At 35.9% G+C, this 22,099-nt stretch carries 20 protein-coding genes and 1 riboswitch; of the genes, 12 read left to right on the forward strand and 8 right to left on the reverse strand.

The genetic code is table 11. The features are described from left to right. The first annotated feature begins 21 nt into the window (after positions 1-21). From BALOs_RS07705 to BALOs_RS07730, 6 genes are all read left to right on the forward strand, one after another. On the forward strand, positions 22-603 hold the full coding sequence (locus tag BALOs_RS07705; RefSeq protein ID WP_120404800.1) for a hypothetical protein: 582 nt from the start codon (positions 22-24) through the stop codon (positions 601-603). A 34-nt stretch (positions 604-637) separates the two neighbouring features. Continuing rightward, complete coding sequence (locus BALOs_RS07710; RefSeq protein WP_162929607.1) at positions 638-1,546, forward strand: hypothetical protein; 909 nt, start codon at positions 638-640, stop codon at positions 1,544-1,546. A 270-nt stretch (positions 1,547-1,816) separates the two neighbouring features. Next, complete coding sequence (locus BALOs_RS07715; RefSeq protein ID WP_120404802.1) at positions 1,817-2,380, forward strand: hypothetical protein; 564 nt, start codon at positions 1,817-1,819, stop codon at positions 2,378-2,380. A gap of 172 nt (positions 2,381-2,552) precedes the next feature. Continuing rightward, a complete protein-coding gene (locus tag BALOs_RS07720) occupies positions 2,553-3,719 on the forward strand; it encodes a hypothetical protein (protein WP_120404803.1) in 1,167 nt (388 codons plus the stop codon). Positions 3,720-3,757: 38 nt separating this feature from the next. After that, positions 3,758-4,195, forward strand: a complete 438-nt coding sequence (locus tag BALOs_RS07725; protein WP_162929608.1) for a co-chaperone YbbN — start codon at positions 3,758-3,760, stop codon at positions 4,193-4,195. A 137-nt stretch (positions 4,196-4,332) separates the two neighbouring features. Continuing rightward, a complete protein-coding gene (locus BALOs_RS07730) occupies positions 4,333-4,977 on the forward strand; it encodes an HNH endonuclease (protein WP_115362610.1) in 645 nt (214 codons plus the stop codon). Between the two features lie 288 nt (positions 4,978-5,265). On the opposite strand, the gene BALOs_RS07735 is transcribed toward BALOs_RS07730, so the two are convergent. Together BALOs_RS07735 and BALOs_RS07740 are read right to left on the reverse strand one after the other, a co-directional pair. Beyond that, positions 5,266-5,769, reverse strand: coding sequence for a hypothetical protein (locus BALOs_RS07735; protein WP_115362694.1), 504 nt, complete (start codon positions 5,767-5,769; stop codon positions 5,266-5,268). Positions 5,770-5,854: 85 nt separating this feature from the next. Then, entirely contained in the window at positions 5,855-6,790 is a 936-nt protein-coding gene (locus tag BALOs_RS07740; protein WP_120404805.1) for a hypothetical protein, read from the reverse strand. A 120-nt stretch (positions 6,791-6,910) separates the two neighbouring features. Between BALOs_RS07740 and BALOs_RS07745 the strand changes: the two genes are divergently transcribed. The 3 genes from BALOs_RS07745 (at position 6,911) to BALOs_RS07755 (ending at position 10,043) form a co-directional block, all read left to right on the forward strand. Continuing rightward, positions 6,911-8,014, forward strand: a complete 1,104-nt coding sequence (locus tag BALOs_RS07745; RefSeq protein WP_120404806.1) for a hypothetical protein — start codon at positions 6,911-6,913, stop codon at positions 8,012-8,014. A gap of 104 nt (positions 8,015-8,118) precedes the next feature. After that, positions 8,119-9,246, forward strand: a complete 1,128-nt coding sequence (locus BALOs_RS07750) for a DegT/DnrJ/EryC1/StrS aminotransferase family protein (protein WP_120404807.1) — start codon at positions 8,119-8,121, stop codon at positions 9,244-9,246. After that, positions 9,198-10,043, forward strand: a complete 846-nt coding sequence (locus BALOs_RS07755; protein ID WP_120404808.1) for a MipA/OmpV family protein — start codon at positions 9,198-9,200, stop codon at positions 10,041-10,043. The genes BALOs_RS07750 and BALOs_RS07755 overlap by 49 nt, the downstream gene beginning before the upstream one ends. Positions 10,044-10,050: 7 nt before the next feature. Here BALOs_RS07755 and BALOs_RS07760 read toward each other — a convergent pair whose 3' ends face one another. Beyond that, on the reverse strand, positions 10,051-13,446 hold the full coding sequence (locus BALOs_RS07760; protein WP_162929609.1) for a hypothetical protein: 3,396 nt from the start codon (positions 13,444-13,446) through the stop codon (positions 10,051-10,053). Positions 13,447-13,617: 171 nt separating this feature from the next. On the opposite strand from BALOs_RS07760, the gene BALOs_RS07765 reads away from it, so the two are divergent. Then, entirely contained in the window at positions 13,618-14,991 is a 1,374-nt protein-coding gene (locus tag BALOs_RS07765) for a sodium:alanine symporter family protein (protein ID WP_120404810.1), read from the forward strand. Here the strand turns inward: BALOs_RS07765 and BALOs_RS07770 are convergent. From BALOs_RS07770 to asd, 5 genes are all read right to left on the reverse strand, one after another. Continuing rightward, positions 14,988-15,227 (reverse strand): hypothetical protein, encoded by a 240-nt coding sequence (locus BALOs_RS07770; RefSeq protein ID WP_115362710.1) that lies wholly within the window; start codon positions 15,225-15,227, stop codon positions 14,988-14,990. The two genes, BALOs_RS07765 and BALOs_RS07770, sit on opposite strands and share 4 nt — an antisense overlap. Positions 15,228-15,230: 3 nt before the next feature. Beyond that, positions 15,231-16,037 (reverse strand): hypothetical protein, encoded by an 807-nt coding sequence (locus BALOs_RS07775; protein ID WP_162929610.1) that lies wholly within the window; start codon positions 16,035-16,037, stop codon positions 15,231-15,233. An 83-nt stretch (positions 16,038-16,120) separates the two neighbouring features. Beyond that, positions 16,121-17,665: a DUF1254 domain-containing protein gene (locus BALOs_RS07780; protein WP_120404812.1), complete on the reverse strand. Its 1,545-nt coding sequence runs from the start codon at positions 17,663-17,665 to the stop codon at positions 16,121-16,123. 95 nt (positions 17,666-17,760) lie between these two features. Next, positions 17,761-18,510, reverse strand: a complete 750-nt coding sequence (locus BALOs_RS07785; protein WP_120404813.1) for a phytanoyl-CoA dioxygenase family protein — start codon at positions 18,508-18,510, stop codon at positions 17,761-17,763. A 7-nt stretch (positions 18,511-18,517) separates the two neighbouring features. Beyond that, the gene (gene asd, locus BALOs_RS07790; protein WP_120404814.1) at positions 18,518-19,615 is read right to left on the reverse strand and encodes an aspartate-semialdehyde dehydrogenase; all 1,098 of its coding nucleotides are present in this window, start codon (positions 19,613-19,615) and stop codon (positions 18,518-18,520) included. An 87-nt stretch (positions 19,616-19,702) separates the two neighbouring features. After that, positions 19,703-19,915: riboswitch (Lysine riboswitch) on the forward strand. A 116-nt stretch (positions 19,916-20,031) separates the two neighbouring features. Between asd and lysC the strand changes: the two genes are divergently transcribed. Both lysC and BALOs_RS07800 read left to right on the forward strand, forming a co-directional pair. After that, entirely contained in the window at positions 20,032-21,393 is a 1,362-nt protein-coding gene (lysC, locus tag BALOs_RS07795; RefSeq protein WP_120404815.1) for a lysine-sensitive aspartokinase 3, read from the forward strand. Next, entirely contained in the window at positions 21,390-22,091 is a 702-nt protein-coding gene (locus BALOs_RS07800) for a 4-hydroxy-tetrahydrodipicolinate reductase (protein ID WP_120404816.1), read from the forward strand. The genes lysC and BALOs_RS07800 overlap by 4 nt, the downstream gene beginning before the upstream one ends. Positions 22,092-22,099 lie beyond the last annotated feature (8 nt).

A 22,099-nucleotide genomic window follows, 5' to 3' on the forward strand; every position in this document is an offset into this window, starting at 1 on the left:
TTTTTTAAAAGGGGCTTTCTTATGAAAGAAAATCAAGATGTATCAATAAAGACAAGATTAGCGACTATTCTGGGTGGTGTACTTGGCTTTATCGCAGGTAAATATATGGGAATTGTTCCCTTTGTTCCATTGTCTATAATGGCCATCACTTGTGCCATTTTAATGAAATCATATAATCCAGATAAGAATACGCTTAAGAGCTGGAAGATAGTTAGTGCTTCTATTCTTATAGGTCATGCTATTTGGATTCTCTTAGGAAATATTCTGCTATTGGCCCAAGGTGCAGGACTAACAATGATAACCATAATAGGGGGATTAAATGTAATTATTTACCTCACTATCGGCACTCTTCTTGTAATTAATGAAACACCTAAGAAGTCCTTGATTGCAGGAATCATTTTTTCATTGTTGTTCACTCTTATGAATCTATCATCGTTAACATCAATTGGTAATCGTGCCTATATGCCACTTATCCTTCTACACTGTTTCTATCGTTTAAGTTTTATTGTAGTGGCAGTTCGATATATGTGGCTTTATGATACACGTCCTGATGGAACCGGAGAGATAGAAGTAATCAACAGTGAAAATATAAGCACAACATAGACGGCTATTTCATTATATATGTTACAATATTGCAATGGAATTAGGCTTTCTTGCATTTACTATTCTCTTATCATTAAATTCTTATGGAAATGCCTGCATGAATTCCATACAAAATATTGATGATCTCGATAATTGTCTTGTGAAAATGGGACAAAGGCCCACTTCATCGACACAAGAGATCCAGCAGAAGCTTCAACAATTTAATATTAAAAAGCCGATTACTATTAAAGTTGAAAAGCTTGAAGAAATTGCTCTAAAGTCCTGTTCTGCCCAACCAACAACTGCAGAAGTAGGCCTTAAACTCAGTCAGGAAGTTGAAAAGATTCTAAAAATAGGGACAGTACAGCTTGATTCCTGGAAAGTGCCTGGCTTTCCTACAACTGGGGCCAAGGATTATTCGATGAAAAGCTCTCGTGGCTGTGATGTTAATTCACTCATCAAACAAATGAGGGCCGATGTTTCACGCACTAAGCCTGATCTTATGAATATCTATGCTATGGGGCTTGCCGTGGATACGACAGATAGTCAGGGGCAAAATATAGCAAAGCTTAGAAACTCTATCGATTTTATCTACCAGGATCTTCCAAGTGACGCAAAAATTGCTTTCACTGTTACCTCGTATGGAGATAAGTTTCGAAATGGCTACAGGTTTGAAGGTACAAAAGGTGAGGTCTTAGCAAAAGTAAAACGCTACTTATCAGGACTTAGGGTTTACGGCGGTGGTGATCGCCCTGAATTTGTCTATGGTGGAAGTTATATAACGAGCAAGAACCTCAATCGCGCCCATGGCCTAGTCTTTAACTGGACAAATGCGCCAACAGATAACACAAAAGTTACTGCGCGAAGTGGACAAGTAAAATACAACTTAAGAAACTTAGCAAATTTTGCACGTAGAAATGTACACGTCATTAGAAATGTCTTTATCAGGTGTGGGCCTAATTAATAAGATGACATTTATCAACTCTTGGCCCTAGAAGCCTATACAGTTGTCTTTTTGGCAATTAAATCTGCCATTTTCACAGAAATATTCAAATTTGGAAATTCCCTTCTTCTTAAAAACTTAGAATAATCTCAATATTTCTTATGCATAATACTTTGAAATCATTGGCTTCATCTCAATATGAATATGTTCGCTCATATTTGAGGTCATTTAGAACGTAAACTAAGAGATAATTATCAATCAACAAATCGATAGGGACGCTTTGGAGATTAAATGAATTTGGAAATGGGGAAGATATTTGCGGGATATTTATATGGCCTCTTCATATTCTTGCAGTCATTTCTATGTTACTTGGTATGGAATGATTATTTTATAAAGAAATATGGGCCTAAGGTGGCAAATGCATTTGACGGTGCCATCATACAATCACTTGGGGTTGTTCCTATAGCTATGTCCTTAATATTCTTCTTTGTCTTAGGATCGCGGAAAAAGATTCGAAAAAGGATCTCATCAGATAAATTCATAAAGACTCATGACAAAATCAATTGCGAGGAAATCGCTCGATTTGAAGTTGTAGCAATGTGGACTAACGCCTGGGCGCTGGCAAGTACCATAACAATGCTTGGAGTTCTTGGTGTTATCACTCATGGAATAAGCTCAACACAATTCTACTTTTCTTATGGTTCAAGTCTTGCCTTAATGCTCATTATGTTTCCAAGACCCAAAGCTTTAAGGATGCCACTAGGGGATAATGTTACTCAATTTAACCCAGACAATTGCATTGAATTAAATTTAAAGAGTAAAGTAACTAAAGAAGACGAAAAAATGAGTGCGTAATAAATACTCCTAAAAATCTAAATTTAATTACATTAATGCATTCTATTTAAAAGCTAGCGTGTGTTTTTACTAACTTATTTATACAATCTACAGAAATTTTCTTAACCATTTTAAACTCAAAATATTGATCATTTTACCGATAAGCACCTTAATATTTTAGGGAGTTTAAAAAATGCTAAAGAGAAGTTTTGCAACAGCATTATTAATTATTTTTATATATAGTTGCAATGGAAGCAATAGTACAAATGAAACACAAGAAGGCGCCGCAGGTAATCTTTCTGAGCTAGTAAACTGTGAAAAATCACCAGAACAATTAAATACTACAACTTATCGTATCAAGTGTAGTTTCTTAGGCCATATTTCTAAAAACATAGACAAGATTTTAGTAGATGATAAAGAATGTACTAATTTAACCGTTGATGGCTCTTCTCTTTACTGCATTTTTCCAAACGATTTACTAAATGAAAATAAAGTACACCAAATCTCATTAACGGATAAAAATAATAAAAAACAAATTTTAGACAATGAGTTTTCTATTAGAACAAAATGTGCTTTGGATAATCCTTGGTCTCAACAAGAGCAAGATGCAGTACTTCCTACTAAGTATACTGATTATAAAATGATAGAACTCCCCATGATATGTGCAAACCTGCCTCTAAGTTATAAATTAGAAAGTGGTAGCGGAGAGATAATAAAAGCGAATAATAGGTTTTATTATCTAGGGACAAGTCAAGATGAAGGCAATGAACTTGAATTTACAAGAATCGATAATAAAGGAGAGGTCATCAATCTCAAGCTTTCCTATGAGGCCAAGAAAGAAGATGACGCTAATAATTCAACAGTTGATAACCAGGACAAAAATGAAGAGAATGGACTAACTCACTGTAGTTGGTCTACAGACCAAAAATCGGGCTATACAAAATCAGATTCAAACCTTGGTGAGTTTAACATTTGTCAGTCAACTGAAAACAAAAATGATATATATCTACAAGTAAAAGAACCAGATATACTTAAGAAAGTTTGTATAATTCCAACATATGAAAAAGATGGAAGAGTAACTTTTTTAGGAGCCGCAATATGTCGACACTTAAATGATTCCAATGTTTTAAATCATTTCAGGCTAAGAAAAGATCGTGATTATGGACGTTATATGAATTTCCCTCTCGAACGAGTTCTCATCGTAAAGGAAGAGCTTATAGAATTAGGTTCTCCTTATGATAAAGAGCTACTCACTTATGATGGGTTTTTCATATGTGCAATAAATCTCGATCTATACAATGATCCATCTTACTGTGATACCTTTTTTAATAAGAAGAAGCATATAAATATTGAATTTTGAAATAAAACATGACCAACACGCTATATGTGGAATTTAAAATGAATATAAAGAAAATAAATAATGAAAACTTTGAATCTGTTGTCTCTAGCGAAAAGAACGTTTTCGTTATCAAGTTTTATTCTGATACATGTGGCCCATGTAAAACAATGGCACCTGTCTTTGAAGCCTTAAATAACAATAATCCAGATGTAAATGTATATGAAGTAAATACCATTGAGAGTCCAGAGATTGCAGATCAATTTGGAGTGCGTGGCGTTCCATACACGGCCATTTGTGAAAATAGGGAAGTCCTCTATGACTTCACAGGACTTACACCCCTAGGAAAGATTCAATACGTGATTAACAATATCAATGATTCACACTTTCGCTTAACTGGTGAGTTCAAAGCAGCAGAAACAAAGAAGAACTACTTCTTTCAAGCAATCGTCATTAGTTTGCTAGCAGTCTTTGCTTTAGCTATCTTTTTTGCTGGGTAGAAATTGAATTGCGATTTAAATGCCAAGTGAATAATTAAACACCTTAGTTAAAAATCGAACTTCTATCGTAATTAGTCTTAAATTACTTTTTTATTCATGGACATATTGTTAATCTAATATTTTTCAGAAGGTGTTAGATGAAAGATATTAAAAAGCTTTACGAACAATATGGGAGCGAACTTAAAAGCTACAAAGATTTTCATGACGAAATGTATGAGATATGTGAATACATCCTTCAGTTAAGAAAGGAGAAGAATAATTACTCCACAACAAGTATGAATCTATATGATTTAAAAGATGAAATCTCTGAAAAATATAACGTCTCTCAAAATGGTAAAGTATTCAGTAAAAGGCGAGGACGTTATTTAAAAATGAGGCCAACTCCTGCTGGCTATATTCAGTGTACAATCAGTTTAAATCACAATAGCAACTTATCTATGTATGTTCATCGACTAGTTGCATTATTTCACGTCAAAAACCCAAGCAAATTAGACAGTGTGAATCATATCGATGGAAACAGAGGAAATAATAAATCTGATAACTTAGAATGGGTATCTCATAAGCAAAATCACATTAGACGCTCTCAAAGAAATTCAAATGGTACATTTGGTGCAAATTTTTGTCCACGTCAGAAAAAATGGAAAGCAGTTATACAAATAAATGGTGGATCTTATCACAAAGAAGTTGAAGCAAATAACAAATACAATGAAATGCATAAGATAATTTATGGGTATAATGTATTTGAAGATGACGAAAACCAAACTAAATTACACGGCAACTAGAGAGAGAGGGAAAATATTTCATGCGATATAATATCCGTTATATCGGGTAAGGCATATGTTAACGTGTTGAAATGCTAAATCTTGTCACAAACCAAGCTTACAGCAGTAACTCTAGACTCATGATTTGATAAAATTAGCGTGCTAACTACGGCAAGTTTTAGATGATTTTTCATAAGTTCCCCCCAGAATTTGAAAAATTACTATCATAGTGAATTTTTACTACATATCATGTAATTTTGCCCCGTGGGTACTACGGCTAAAATTTACAAAATTTTTCATCAAATCTGATTATTTCTTATTATAGTAATAATCATCGCTAAATTCTTTAACTTCAAAACATTCGATACGAAATAAGTAATGATCTGACTCTCCAAATGTTTTTCTATTATTAGCGTTATCATATGCTCTTGGACTATAGATAACTCGTGGAGTGACTGGCCATGTGGCATCATCAATTGTAGTTGCATCGTGATCTGTTTCAACGGCCGACCATTTCAAGTATCCATTGCCACCAATAAAGACGTTTGAAAACAATGAGCGATCATTGTCTAAATCAATTAATAACTTTATATCAGGGCCATATACGGCATTGTATTGCTCATGAAATACTGTATTTAAAAGACGCCCAGCATACGCACGATATGTGACTGGATTTACTTTTTTCTCAAAGATATCTACTTGGCAACGAAACGAGATATAATTTGTCGTTCCAAAATCGATTGTTGCTGTATAAGCTGTTGCGCTTAAAAGACAAATAGAAACAAATATCCCAAACTTTGTAAGATTTCTCATAACTCCCCCAACTATAAAAATTAATTAACAATTTTTATCGGAAATAGGAGAGACTTAACACTTAAAAAAAAGTAAAAATTCTTCTTTATTTATCTGTATTTCTTAAGTTTAAGTATAGAGATCCTCGAAATAACGTCATCGAGCCGCTAATAACCTGTCCCTTCTTATATGGACAAGCACCGACAACATTTACTCCTTTCATCATTAATTCAGACTCAGATAATGGATTGAAGTAACTTCCCATCCATACATTTGGATATGCTGTGCGTACATGACAACCGAAGCTAGTCATTGTCACTTCTGTGATATCAGCAACGGCCTGTGCTTCTTCATAAATATATTCTTCATCGTATTCGTATCGATCACTTTGAAAGTCTTTAAACCAGCATGAAGGCCTTTTTTCATTAAATAGGCCGGCCCTTAACGTATCAACACGGCACTGCCCTTTTGGATAATCATTAAAGATCGTATATGGACTTATATGGGCCGTCTTATGATTGATATGAGCATTTTCTGAATAGATTACAGATGCATCTCTTATGGCCGCTAAACCTCTTAGACAAAATCTATTATTATCACATTTTTCAATTAACTCTTGCTTGATGTGACTTAGTGAATAATTGCTATCATCAGTTTCTACAAAGTATTTCTTTAAGCAGGTTCTTGTTGCAAAATAGTCTGACTGGCCTTCACTTGTGTACTTTTGTGTTGGCATTACTTTTGGGTATCCACCTATTAGGTGTCCAATTTCATGACAAGTAACAAGGGCCAAAGCATCCGTACTTAAGTTTAAATTACGGACAAAGCCACCGTGAAAGCTAAATTGTGCTTTACCATTCTTGTATGAGACAGAGGCATTTTCAGTTTCTGATTCCCAGTTAATATCCACAATTCTTTGAGTTGGAAGATCCTTATCATAGATTTCAATTAATTTATTAATAGTTTGTGCAAACTCTCCTTGAGAGATTTGAGCTTGGATACTAAGTGGCAGAATTAAAAGCATAAGAATAAGTGTTTTCATAAATGCTTTTTATCACCAAAATCCCCTCTTTGGTATGTAGCTTGCAAATATAACAGTATAAAACGTTTATAAGGCCAAATTATGGCCATTTTGTCTAATAAAACGACAGGAGTCGACCAAATGTTAAACAACATCAAGCTGTTACTAGGATTTTCACTAATTCTACTTATTTTTTCACCTGCTAATAGTCTCGCTTCATTTGGATCAAGCTGTCATATCAATAATGCGAGAGTTAATTACGTTCAAGAACATGAAGGGAAGCTTTATATTGGATTTGAGAACCTTAGAGACAAGTCAGGTCTAGTCTTTAATAATGCACAACAATTAACACCAACACAAGAATCAATTAAAGAGATGCTTTTATGGGCATCAGAAAGTAAGAATCGTTATTTTGATATCGAATTAGGTGGATATGCCTGTGCCTTAATCAGTGCAAATAGAGGAACGAGTCAGGTATACCTTTCATCTGAAGAAGCTATTTCTAGTATAAAAAGTGATAAGAATGATGGCTGTATTTGTGATGTAACTAACACGAGTACGCCTACTATGTTTATGCTTCCAACAATGAATGAAGTTGGGGATATTCTTGAGCATATGGCCGGATTTAATGATGAGCAGATTGCTATCTTTCAAGGTGCTATGCTTGATATGTTTGCCAATATGAACCCGCAAAGATCCCAGGCAAATTCAATGGCCCTACCACTGATCTTATTAGAGAAGATATCTCTTATGGGAGTCGAGAAGATTTCAAATACACAACTCGCCTACTTAGTTGGAACTTTTCAAGACCAATTAAAACCAAAGGAGCTTGAGCTCTTAGAAGATATTGTTAATCAAATTGATAATATAGAATTTAAAAAGAATCGCAAGGGTAATACTGTCGTTAAATTGAATACTTTCAACGGTGATATAAAAATCAGATCAGAAGATATACCAATGAATACACAAGAGCAGCGAGAGGCCCTTGCGGAAACTCTCCACTATGCAGAAATAGAAGATGGAGCAACACTTATTTATGAAAAGACTGATGGTGACATTGGACGATATAAGAAAGTAGAAATCGACGGGATTAAAGTCGAAGGAAATTTCCCTGTTATTGGAAATTTACGAATAACACCACGTCGAGCAACAATAAATTTAGATGACGATGACGTTCCTGCGCAGGTAAAGGTAAGCTTTAAAAAGTTAGTTTCTGTGCCCTGGACATTTGATATTAAGCAATAGGAGAGTTATACGCTCCCCTATTGCTTAAAAAATACCATTTACGCTATTCCTAAGTCATATTCTTTGTCATATAATGTGCTAAACACATAAAATTGCGAGGAAATATGTCAATTAACGGCGTACCATTTATTACCCTAAATCGTTTCGAAAATGGCTTTCGTGAAGAATTCTTAGCTGGAGTAGAAACTCTATTTGATAACACACAATTTATTGGTGGACCTCAAGTTGCAAAACTTGAAGAAAAACTAAAAGAGAAAACAGAAGCAAAACATGTCGTTGGTTGTGCTAACGGTACAGATGCAATTCAAATTGCATTACGTGGTGTCGGTATTGATAAAGATGATGTTGTTCTAATTCCAGATATGACTTTTTGGGCAACATTTGAAGCTGTTGTTAATGTTAATGCCAAGCCTGTTACAGTTGACGTAAGTCGTGAGACACTTCACTGGGATAAAGAAACTTTTAAAGAAGCTGTTGAAAAATTTAAACCAAAGGCAGCTATTCTTGTTCACCTATATGGATGGGGTTGTCCAGACACGATGGAAATAAGAAAAATTGCGGAAGATAACGGAGTTACTCTAATAGAAGACGGTGCTCAGTGCTTTGGAACTAAAGTTCATGGCGAGTCTCTACTAGGAAGCGCAAAAGTTGCAACAACAAGTTTCTATCCTGCAAAGGTCCTGGGAGCTTCAGGTGATGCGGGAGCAATCTTTTCAACAGATGAGCAAATTATTAATACTTGTCGTACTCTAATCAATCATGGTCGTACAAGCCATTACTCACATGGACTTATTGGTTGGAACTCTAGAATTGGTGCTTACGAGTCACTATTTCTCAATATGTCACTTGAGCACATTGATGCAAGACTAGACTCAAGACGAAGAGCAGTTAAATACTATCAAGAAAACTTACAAGGCCTACCTTTAAAGATACAAGAAGTTCCTTCTCACGTTGAAGAGAATGGATATTGTAGTGTGGCCTTAATTGATCCAGATCTTAGAGGACCATTAATTGAATCGCTAAAAGCGGCCAATGTCGGTTTTGGAACAATCTATCCAGGTGCAATGAGTAAGCAAGAAGCAGCTCCAAAGTATATGGCCGGATCAATTGATAATGGAAATGCGGACTATATAAGTAAGGCCGTATTAAACCTACCTTGTTACGCTTATATCACGGAAGAAGAATGCGAATACGTTTGCCAAGTAGTAAAGAAACACTTTTCAAATTCATAAAATTATTGATTATAGGGCCTGCTCTCTTTGGACAGGCCTTAGTCTTTTCTAATGGTCGCACTGATCGCATCGATAATCTTGAAAAGCAACGAGCAAAAAGGCCTGAGCCAACTAATCAGATAGGTCTGGGCTCAAGTATATCGACATCTCTATATAAAGTTGGTGATAGTTTCGACATTCCAGTTGTTCCTTCAATCACTTATAATTACAAACGCTTCTCTTTTCGTGGAGTTGCCGCAAGTTTTAAGCTACTTCCTCTAACAAGACTTACTCTAAAGCCGGACTTTAATAAAGTAGAGGCCGAAAAAGGCACTTATAATGAAGGACTAAGAGAGAGAAATCGCTCACTTGATCTAGGTCTAAGTTTCTTACTGCCTTCTAAGTGGTTTATGACAAGATTTTCTTATGAAAGAGATATCAGTGGTCGCTCTGAAGCAAATAAATACAGTGTCTCAGTTTCTAAGGCCTTCCAATTTGAACCTTGGAAAGGTGAAAAGATTAGCCTGCTGCCAGGTATTTCATATTCTCAACACTCTAAGGAGTGGAGTCGTTATTATTTTGGAGTTACTGACACTGAAGCAAGGGCAGACCGACCGAAGTATACACCTGAAGATTCTCATCAATGGACATTGCGATTGATAGGTAACTACCCTATTACTGAAAAATATGTTTTAAATACATTTTATTCTTATACGGTATTTTCTTCGGCCGTAGAAGATAGCCCCTTAACTAAAAGAGGCTATCGTTCAAGTATATTTTTTGGATTAAATTATATTTTAGGCAAGTCTACCAGATAGTAAGAGATTACTTTAAGAACTCGTATGCTTTATGAGCAAAAAGAGCATCTGGTAGAATATATAAAGTCCAATCACTAATTTCACCATTAATAATCTTTAAATTATTTGTGTGGTATCTCTTTGCATAATAGCGTGAGAACGGACCAATATATGCTTCATTAAGCTCGTTTACGATTTGCTTAGCACGTTGCTTATAATTTACACCACTAGGCTGTTTAAGAGCTACAACCGAATCAATTGCATCAGCAATGACTTTAGCAGCTGTCGCTATTTGCATAATTTCTGCACCTGTTGTTGAGTAATTATCATAATGAGACTTATTCTCATTTAATAGTGCAAGAGAGTCATAATTTGTTACAACTTTCTTTAAGCGGTGAACTAATGATCTCTTCGTTACATCGCTATTGTAATATAAGCGATCATAAACTGTGATAAAATCTTTTACTGTCTTAACGTTTCCAGCTTTTACATCTTTAACGATTGCATTGGCGTCATTCATAATTAAAAATAGCTCATGCTTATCAACTGTAGATGGGTTAAATACCATTTTAAAATCAAAGTTAATTGTTTTCTTTGTATAATCAACTCCTACACCAACTTTTCTTCCCTTAAAGTTTTGGTCTTTAACAAGTAGTAAATCCCAGACAGGTCCAGCAAGACGTGGGTTAAGTTGAAGTAAGATATCATTCTTAGTAGTAAATACTTTTAAATAGTTATTAAGAGCGAAACCAGCAAGAGTTGCACTTCCGTTTTCTCTACCAACAGGATTTAGCTTTGGCCCTGCAATTTTTAATACAAGCTTCTTTAAGTTTGAACCTATTAGTCCATTCTTAAGATTCACATCCCCTATCATAGTGTTTAGGATAGACCCAAACAGTCCTGGATTCTTAACCGATCGTCCAATAGACTCAAGTTCAATCTTTAGTAGAGTATTTCCTAGAAAGATTTCATCTGCATTCTTTTCAAGAAGCTCCTTCTTGTGCTCATCTAAGGCAACAGCATGCAATTTAATACGTGCTGTAATTGATGAACGATTATTAATAATTTTATAATTCTTAGCATCTCGATTAAAAATACTGTCAAATACTCTACGGCCAAACCAATTCTTCTTCTTTTCAATCTGGTTTAATGCAATCGATAGATAAAGTTGGTTATCTCCTTGTGTTCTTACAGTCAGGTCTTCAAGAATATTAACGCTACCTTCCTCAAGTGTTGCAAGTTGTGCTTTTGCATCTCTAACTTGTGGTGCTATTGAAGCTGTTAAAATCGAATTAACCATTGATTCAAACTCTCTTAATTTAATTTTAAAAGAATAATCAACAGGGCCTTCATTCTTAACATTTCCGCTTGTTCCAACAAAAGTCAGACTATCTTTCTTTTCTTGGCGATTATAAATTGTATTTAAAAATTCCTTACTACGTACTCCATTACCTATCGCTAGATCTAGATATGTCTTATCCATTAACTTGTCGAATATTGGCTCAATATTCCAAACCTGAATATTGTTTTGAGCATAGAGGATCTTCTCACTCAATATCTTTGGATCAAGGTTAATTTGTAAACGTCCTGTATGACGATCGATACCTAAGATATTGTTAAAGAATTCAACAAGATTCTCTTCAGTCATTTCTTCAGGAATCGACGTAAACGGCCCTTGTAGATCAAGTTTTTTAACTTCAATTAATTTATCAACAGTTTTTACAGAGTTAATAGAAGCAAAGTTATTTTTGAAGCTTTCAAGTTTTCTAATTAGATCTTCTTTAATCTCTTTTGGATCAGTTTTCTGCTCATCACCTTCTTTTGATGCAAGAGGATCACTAATTAAATATGTTTTTAAGATATTTGCAGTTGCAAGTTTTGTGAACTCTTCTAGAAAGTATCCTTTATCTGTCTTAGGTGTTAAATGAACTCGGCCTTGGCTTCCTTCACCTAGTACGGCCTCCTTAATATCAAGCTCTAAGACACCATTATCTCTCATATATACATATAGTGATAATTCAAATGGAACAGAGTCCCCATATGTCTTACTATCAAGTCTTATGTCTGGATTATTAAAATCAATTCCTTCACCTTCAAGTCCCATCTCAAAAAGAGAATTTAACTCTAGATTAACTCTCCCTTTTAAAACAACACCTGGTAAGTGTGGTGCTAACACAACATTTAATTCTTTAAACAATGGTTCTTTTTCGATTAATTTAAAATCTCTAAAAAAGTTTGTGAATTGTGATACAGCATTTTGAGAAACACGAGTTTCAATAAATGGCATTGTCTTGGCCTTGCTTCCACCATTTCTATTTTCCATGTCAATAACATGTCTAAGTTTCATGTCAGCAATGGATACTCTTAAAAACTCTTCAGCTGCGACAAAGAAGTTAATATTTGCTTTTTGTGGCTCATCAATAAAGTACAAGTCGTCTTTAGAAAGGGCCTTGCGAGCTTTTGAGATGAGAGTTGAGCGGATTTCATCAATAATTCTCTCTTCACGCACGTTCCAATTAAAAATACCTGTTGCTTCCATCAAGCGTGAGTGAAGCTTTGTTAATCTCGTTTCAACGTCTTTATTAAAACCATAAGTAATATATTCTTGTTCTCTTAATTTAAGCAATTCATTAGCGGCAACTTTTCCAGCATCACGAATCCCTTTAATATAGCTAATTGATGGATTACCAATTCCGGCCTCCACCATAAAGGCAGCACCTTGAGCTGTTCCCTTCATTTTCTTTGGTCCAATATACCAAATCTGTAGATCTTCTAAGTCACTATAACGAGTGAATCCAGTAATTTTTGTAAAGTTAAAACGCGCACGTATGCGGTTGTCTTTAATCACAATATCTTGATTGTCGAATAATTCACGAATCATTTTTGATAGGTCTTCATCAGAATAATCAGTTGGAGCTTTATGATCTGCTAGAAAATAATTCAATAGGCTTCGGTTTTTTAATAGTGCAGCTGTAACATTAGTTACCATGTGCATACCATTTGTATAATCAACGTCATCAAGGACAAATTTCTTAATTTCTAATTCAATATACTGGCCACGAACATACGAAGGAAAACCAAGCACTAGAGAGATTGTGTGCTCGTTTAATAATTTATCACCGGCCTTATCTTCCATACTCAAAAGCATCGAATCTGGCATGATTATAGTGGCATCTAAATGAAGAGTGCGATCAATAGGATTTAAATCAATCTTGCTGATCTCTTTAAAGTAAGAATCTTCTGGCTTAACTAGAACATCTTGAAGGTCTTGTCTTAAAAACTTTAAAGGAAACTTTAGTGAAACAAGGGCCTCTTCATTTCCAAATTCCTCATCGGCAGCTTTATAGATAGCCCCGCTGTGTGTACGCTTAGCGTAGACGTGAACTTGTGTCGAAAATATCGACAGTGTCAAAAATATGGCCAACAGAATCCTTGATTTAAGCACTTTATACCTCTCTCATTTGTATGTTGTAGATATAGGTTGCAATCTAAATGCCAATTATTGTCTATAAGAATATTCAAAGCGCACCTTGTTGTAATTTCGACGAAGCTATGGAAAAATTATTGATAATTCAATTAATTACAAAGGATTTACATGAATTTCTCTGCATTTCTTGCGGAAGCCGTCGAGATCGTCTGGGGCCTGCCACTTATTATCTTATTACTTGGTGGTGGGATATATCTCGTTGCCATTTCACGTTTAAAAACATTAGCAGGTTTCTTTCACGCTTTTCGACTCATTTCAGGTAAATTCCATCACAAGAACGACAATGAAAGTAAGGGACAGATCTCTCACTTTAAGGCCTTAACAAATGCCCTCTCTTCAACCGTAGGAATGGGAAATGTAGCAGGTGTTGCAGTTGCAATATCACAAGGTGGACCTGGTGCTATTTTTTGGATGTGGGTTGGGGCCCTTATTGGGATGAACACGAAGTTTTTCGAGTGTACTCTGGCCGTTATGTATCGACGCAATGATCACCACGGAGAAATTCAAGGTGGCCCTATGTATACGATTATCGAAGCGCTACCAAAGTATTTGCACTTTCTTGCTTATTTCTTTGCTGGAGCAGGCCTAATAGGCTCATTAGGTGTCTTTAACACAAATCAAATGGCAACATTCATGGCCTCTAATTATAGTATTCCTACACATATCACAGGCATACTGGCGGCCGTTCTTCTTGTCTATATTCTAATGGGTGGTGTTAAAAGAATTGGAGAGGCCACTTCTAAACTAGTGCCGGCAATGTGTACTCTTTATATTGGATGTGCTCTTGTTATTATCATTATGAATTTTGGCAACGTTGCCGATGTATTTGCTTTAATTTTCAAAGAAGCATTCGCTGGGCGAGCTGCAGTGGGTGGTGTTTCTGGTCTAGCGGTAATCCATATCTTTAAAACAGGAATCAAACGTGCAACATATTCTAATGAAGCAGGTGTCGGTTCTGCTCCAATGGCCCATGGAAACGCAAAAACAAGTGAACCCGTGGCCGAAGGTCTAGTTGCTATGGTTGGCCCTTTCATTGATACAATTATCGTTTGTACAATGACTTCAATAGTAATTCTAAGTTCACTTTCTCCTGCTGAGCTACAAGAATCAAATGGTGTACTGATTACTCAAATAGCCTTTATGAAAAACTTTGGAATGGCCGGATCGCATCTTCTAGGAATTTCAATTATTCTTTTTGCCTTATCCACTGTCATTGGATCTGCTAACTACTGTGAGAAATGTTGGGACTTCTTATTTGGTGGCGTACCAATAATGGGAGCAAGGCTTACCTTTGCTCTATTCTATGCTTCGACAGTACTACTAGGGGCCGTATCTGCTCCTACAGACATGGTAAATGCAATGGATATCGGATTTGCTTTGATGGCCATACCAAATATGATTGCCACTATTGCACTAGCGCCTAAGGTTAAGCATAAATTTGATGAATATTATGAGAAGTATATTCGAAAGAGTGCAGCTTAGCCCTCTTTCGTATTAATGACTTTTTTCTCAAGTAGATCAATACGCCCCTCGAGTCTTTTAATAAGGTTTAAATAGTGGCGGTGGCAACTTAGATCCTGCATTCCACATGTATTTCGACTTAAACGAGCTTTCTTATGTTGAAGTTTGAGGCTTTTAAGATCGTCATGCTCAACATTAAGAGACAGAATTGCTGCTAATACAAGAAATGCTCCACTTAGTATAAATACTCTATTCATGCCCTACCTCTCTAGTTCCTTACTCTCAAACTTATCGGCACACTTACCGAAAGCTTCAACTTTCTTTATTTTTTGCTCCCACTCATTCTTATAAGGAAGCTCTTCACAATCATTAAAGCTGACAAAATTATTCAACGTTACTTTAATTTGTCCTTCACATGAGCTAGTTTCAATAACATAAACACGATTTAAGAAACTTAATGCTTCAGTTGATCTCAAGATTTCAACATCATCTTCTTTAAAAGACTTTTCGAGATGATCTTGTATCTCATCTAAACAAATATTTTTATTTCTAGATGGGATTACTTCTTTATCAAACTCAATTTCTTCTATTTTTTGTCCATGTGGATCTGCTGGCATCATTCTTTGGATTTCATCTTGATCTTGTTGTGATAATTCATGATAGCCTCGTATATGATTCCAACCATAGCCCCAAGCATAACCAGTATGAAGATCAGGGCCACCTCCAATATAAACGGCCACTTCCATTGCTCTTCCAAAGATTCCAGAAAAAACATCTGAAACACATTGATTTAAAGCACTATCTGCATCTTTCTTATCTTGGAGAGTTCCACCATACCAATAAGCAATATCGTGCTCAACACAACAATGTTGCCATAGGGTAGGCCTGCCAATCGTTCCATCTGGTGAAACACTAGAGCAGCCATCTGTTTTAAATGGACGTAGGTAATTCTCAATTTTTTTATATGAAACCTTTCCATCAGCAATAGTTAGAAAACCATATTCCTGTGCATTGACAGAATGATTGCCAATTATTGCGATAAATATGAGAAAGATAAGATATTTCATATCCATCAATGTAACAAAAAAGGGCCTATTTCTAGGCCCCTATTGTAAAGATTCAAAAGGTGTAAAAAGTTAGAACAGACTATTTATTTTGAAACCATTGAAAGGACTTTAGTTTCAACTGGTTCGACTTCTGGCAGCTTCCACTTAAGGCTTAATACATCCTCATGGGGAATGTATATCCTAGTAATGATGTAAAATGCTCCAACAGGTGCGGCCAGCCAGTTAGCACGCTTTTTTGAGTCTGATGGCATTTGATTAGAGAAAGTAATTTCAAATGATCCATCTGGATTCTTCATTAAATCACTTTCTCCGCCAAGAGAATAACGTTTTAAGGCATTGTATACAAGAAGCTTAGTCTCAGCATCATAAACTGTTATTGACCAAAAACCATCATTAGGTGGATTTGAATTAAACTTCATACGATACTGTTTACTTCCAACAAGTGTATTACCCTTAGAATCTTTATAACGAATTGGATATATGGCCTCTTTCTCTCCTTGACCTCCCAAATAGGGATGAGCAACCATTGATCTTAATGCATAATCCTGTCCAAAATTATCTAAATCAAATACATAGCTCCAGCCATTTACTATTTTTGTATGTGCGGGATTGTAAATTTGAGCATTAGCGATTTCAACGCCATCTTTTAGAACTTGTTTTAAGATGTCTTGTTGAGCGGGAGTTAGCATCTCTTTTTTAAAGCCTTCAGATGTAATTCCTATCTTTTCTAATTGTTGCATTTGCGCTTTATCAATATCATTTAATACATTATCTAAGAGATATTCATTAAGTTCAGTAAAAAATCTCAATGGATCTTTCTCATCTCCTGGGCGATTTGATAAACCAAATAATTGTACTTTCTTGCCATCAGTGTATTCTGCTAATGGAGTTAACTTATATTGATCTTGTATTTCATGGACTTTTTTTAGATCCTGCTCTGTCTTTTTTAATACTTCAGTACGGCCCCAGAGCCAAACTTTTGTTGTTGGTGAACGAACAACTTTAAGGCTTTTTAACTTCTCGCTACTTCGTCCATTCCAATTTGGTGGAACAATAAGAAAATTTTGTGCATCTGTACCAGTAACTCTCGTACCAACATATTGGATAAGGTTATGCCACATATCAAATACATTAATAACATAGTATCGATCTTTCACTGCCGGAACAGATAACACCATCGGAGACTGTGAAAGATCAAGAATAGCACTTGAGTACAAAGTGTCTTGATTAGGTGTTGGCATATCAGCATCTTCTGGGCCAGGAAGTCTTCTTGCATGACCAAACTCTCCAACAGGTGCACGATAACTTGTATCTTTTTCACTTTGAGAAACTTCTGTGTATTGCCTTGAAACTTGCTCCATTCGAACCAATGTCGATCCCCATAAATATGCATTTATACCTAACGCATATGTTTCTTTTAAAAGAGGATCGTCAGCAGGAGCAATTGAAGCAACACCTCTAGAAACACCATCTTTTTGAGTAGCAGAAGCAGGAAGCCTGGTAACTTGTCCCTCTGGAGTATTACTTTGAACAAGATAGGTTACAGAAAAAACCCATGTTAATAACACCGCTACTGCTACAGCAGGATAGCGATACTTTCCATAATTTGATTTCTTTTTATCTGACATAGAATCTTCCTCGACTAACGACTGTATGCATTAATTTTAGAGGATCTATCAAAGACATGTTCTTAAATATCGTGAATAAAGGTAAAGAAACTCTCTTAAGAGTTTAGTTTCAAGTGTCTTCCAAGGCCTACACCAGGATACTCTCTTTTATTAGCACCTGGCTGAGCGTAACCGTTAATAAGGACACGGCGAGGAGAATCGGTTTTATTTAAGCTCGAAGAATGAAAAACATATGGCCCAAAAAAAGCGACATCACCTGCTTTTAGCATCACATCAACGGCTTCATATTTCTCAAGCATCTCATCGATAATACTAGGATCTTCTTTATAATTAAGATGACCTTCTTGATTGGAATTAGGGATAAATTTAAGAGGGCCATTGTCCGCATTCATATCATCAATAGCAAGAAGAGTTTGAACGTAACTTCCACGGCCATCGACATCTTCCCACATATGTGTTCCATAGCGACGGTGTTCACTATCTTGGTGCCATTTGAATTCTACTTTTTGACCAGGTAGTTTAAAGTGGGCCTGATTAATTAATTGAACCATCTCATTAGATTCAAGGATTCTTGATACAATATTCAGTATTCGTTTATCAGCACCTACATCAAGAAGAAATTCATCGTAGCCACCACACCAAACAATGCGATTTAGTGCGTCTTCATTAAAGACAAATTGAGCTAGTTTTAACATTTGTGTCTCATCAAGAGAGAGACTTGCTTGATATAAATTATCAAAAGACTTTTCAATATTCTTAAGATCTTTGGGATCAAAAAGTCCTTCGACTACACAATAGCCTTGTTGATAAAAATCTTTTACTAATTTATCGTAATCTAATTCCATATAATGACTATAACACAATATTTAACATGCGACGAAGAGGTTCTGCAGCTCCCCAAAGAAGTTGATCACCAGATGTGAAAATATTTAAATATTCATCACCTAGATTCATTTTTCTAACTCGTCCGACTGTTGTTTTGAGAGTACCAGATACATAACGTGGATTAAGTTTTTCTCGTGTGGCCTCAGGAGTATTTTCAACAAATTCAGTAAATTCTGAAAAGTTCTTGATCATGTCTTCAATCGTTTTAATGTCGACAGACTTATTCAATTTAATCGTTAATGCCTGTGAATGAGACCTCAGAGCACCAACCCTTACACAAGTTCCATCAATAGGTATTGGATTATCTTTTCTGCCAAGAATTTTATTTGTCTCACTAAAGGCCTTCCACTCTTCACGAGTTTGCCCCTTTTCAACAGCGCTATCAATCCAAGGAATCAAATTAAGTGCCAATGGAACACCAAAACAATCAGCATCAAGTTTTTCACTTTTAAGTAAATTTGAAATATCTGTATCCAGCTGAAGAATCGGCCCTTCCATTATCGGATTGGCCACATCGCCAATGACCTTCATTTGCGTTAGAAGCTCCTTCATATGACGAGCACCACCACCAGAAGCCGCCTGATATGACATCGATGTCATCCACTCTACTAAGTTCTCTTGAAATAAACTTCCAATTCCCATAAGCATAAGGCTAACGGTACAATTACCACCAATAAAGTTTTTCACACCATCATTGAGCGCTTTATCAATAATATCTTTATTAACAGGATCCAGGATTATAAGGGAGTCATCATCCATTCGTTTTGCGGAAGCCGCATCAATCCAATACCCTTGCCAGTTCACTTCATCTAGCGCCGGTCTAAGCTTCTTTGTGTAATCACCGCCTTGACATGAGATTATAATATCCATATCAGCAAGTTCATTTACATCATTAGCATCTCTTAAGGTATGTGTTTTATTATAAATTAATGGGCCATTTTGCCCAGCTTGAGAAGTTGAAAAGAAGTATGGATCAATTTTTGCAAAGTCTCCTTCCATTTCCATTCTTTCTAAAAGAACAGATCCGACCATTCCACGCCAACCGATAATTCCAACTTTTTTCATTTTATACCCCTAGGATGTAATTTTAAATTCACACAAATTATAAAAGTATAGACATCAATGTGTCTATCCACTAGAATATTCCTTGTAAGATTACGAAGAGGAGCATTGCTTAGTAACTAGTGATCAGGGTGCGCAACGAATAAGTCCGTTACGAATCACTACGATGGAAGCATTGCCGAAATAGTTTGGTTTAGCGCAAGCCTTACTATTGGTCACTAAGGGAGAAGCCTTAGGACTGTCGCTTAACAAATTATTAACTTCAAATAAGTTTGTTTTGTTATGTGGAGAGCTTCGAATGCAAATCCTATGTTATACAACTGTTTAAGTCGGTTATATTTCACAATTCTTTTTTGCATTTAAACACACTCCTTCATACAATTACCTTATTTATTTGAATCACATATAGGATTTTAAGTATGGGTAATGAAAATTCAGAAATCATTGTTGCAAAATTTGGCGGCTCATCTATGGCAAACCTAGAGGCCATGACTCGAAGTGCTCAAATCAGTGCTGCCAAGAACGCTAATATGGTTATCGTATCGGCCGTTTACGGTGTTACAAATCTCTTAGTGGAAATATCTAAACAGGCACCACTTGGTGAAGGTGAAAAGGTAGAAGCACTAGTTGAAGAAATTGCTGATAAACATAATCAAATACTAATTGATATGAATGCAACAGAAGAACTAAAAGAAGATGTTTCTGAGCTTCTTTCAGAAGTTAATATGATTGCCAATGGAATGCTCCTATTAAGAGAATGTTCAGACCGAGCATACGATTCACTTGTAAGTCTTGGTGAAAGAATGTCTTCATTAATTTTTAGCCAAGTTCTAGCAGGAATCCATCAAAAGAAGAATGTTGAGTTATTTGATATTAGACAAGTTCTTAAAACTGATGATCAATTTACAAAAGCTTCACCTGATCTTGTGGCAACAAAGGAAAAGGCCCAGCAACATCTCGTTAACGCAAAATATGGAGATGTCGTATATGTCTCTCAAGGCTTTATGGGATCGACCTCTGAAGGCTTAACTACAACACTAGGGCGTGGAGGTTCAGATTACTCCGCTGCACTTGTTGCAGAGGCCATGGGTGCTGACACACTTCAAATCTGGACAGATGTCGCAGGTATCGCCACAACAGATCCACGTATTGTAAAAGAAGCGAAATTATTAAATGAAATAACATTTTCTGAAGCGGCCGAGCTGGCAACTTTTGGTGCAAAAATACTTCATCCAACGACCTTAACACCTGCATTACGTGCAGGTATTAAGGTCTTTGTTGGATCGAGCTATGAGCCTGATGCTCCAGGGACTTGGATTGTTGATAAGACTGATTCAGCACCATTAATAAGAGCAATGGCCTTACGTCGAGAACAAAGCCTTGTGACATTATCAACGCCAAAAATGCTTCATGCACATGGTTTCTTATTTGAGATTTTTAAAATATTTAATGACTTTAAAGTAAGTATTGATTCAATTACAACGTCTGAGATTTCAGTAGCACTTACATTAGATGATAGCGCCCTATTAAATAAGAAGATAATTAGTCGGTTATCGGAGTTATGTAGCGTAAAAGTTGAAACTGACTTAACACTAGTAAGTCTAATCGGAAATGAGATCAACCATACACCAGATATTGCTAAGCGAATTTTTAACTCTGTAGAAGGAATCAACGTTAGAATGATTTGTCTAGGGGCCAGTAAACATAACTTTTGCTTCTTAGTGAATAAGAATCAAGCGGATTCAGCAATTCAAAAATTACATCAGGAATTCATTCAATGAAATTAGCATTACTAGGAAAAGGAAAAACAGGTTCTAAAGTTATTGAGCTTTGTGAAGAAAATAAAAATGGCGAATATAGTGATATTGAATTAAGTGTTTTTGATTCAAAAAATCCTTTAAAGAAAGATGATCTTAATAGATTTGATATGGTTCTCTCTTTTTTAAATGGGGATACGTTTTTAGAGCATTATTTTGATTTATTAAGCACTTCAGGAATCTGCGTAGTTTGTGGTTCAACTGGATTTGAATGGAAACCAGAAATGCTAGATAAAATAAAGGCCGGTGGTGGAACCTGGATAAAGGCCACGAACTTTAGTCTTGGAATGAATCTGGTCAAAGAGATGATTAAGATTGCCTCCAAAGCTAATTCTCTTTTTAGTGAAGAACAACTAAGCTTCCACATCAACGATATTCACCATACAAAGAAACTTGATGCTCCTAGTGGTACTGCCCTCTCATGGAAAGAATGGTTAGATCGTGACGCCGAGATCAGCTCTGAGCGAACTGGAGATATCGTGGGAATTCATGAATTAACTATTGATACCCCTAACGAAATTGTTACAATTAAACATGAAGCAAAAGATCGAAGAATATTTGCCGCTGGAGCATTGTGGGCAGTAAAGCAAATGCAAACTCTTGGGCCAGGACTCTATGATTTTAGTGAAGTTGCCCTTCAAGTAATGAAAGAAAATGAATAATAACTGGA

The organism is Halobacteriovorax sp. BALOs_7 (assembly GCF_003612895.1).
GTDB classification, from domain to species: Bacteria; Bdellovibrionota; Bacteriovoracia; order Bacteriovoracales; family Bacteriovoracaceae; genus Halobacteriovorax_A; species Halobacteriovorax_A vibrionivorans.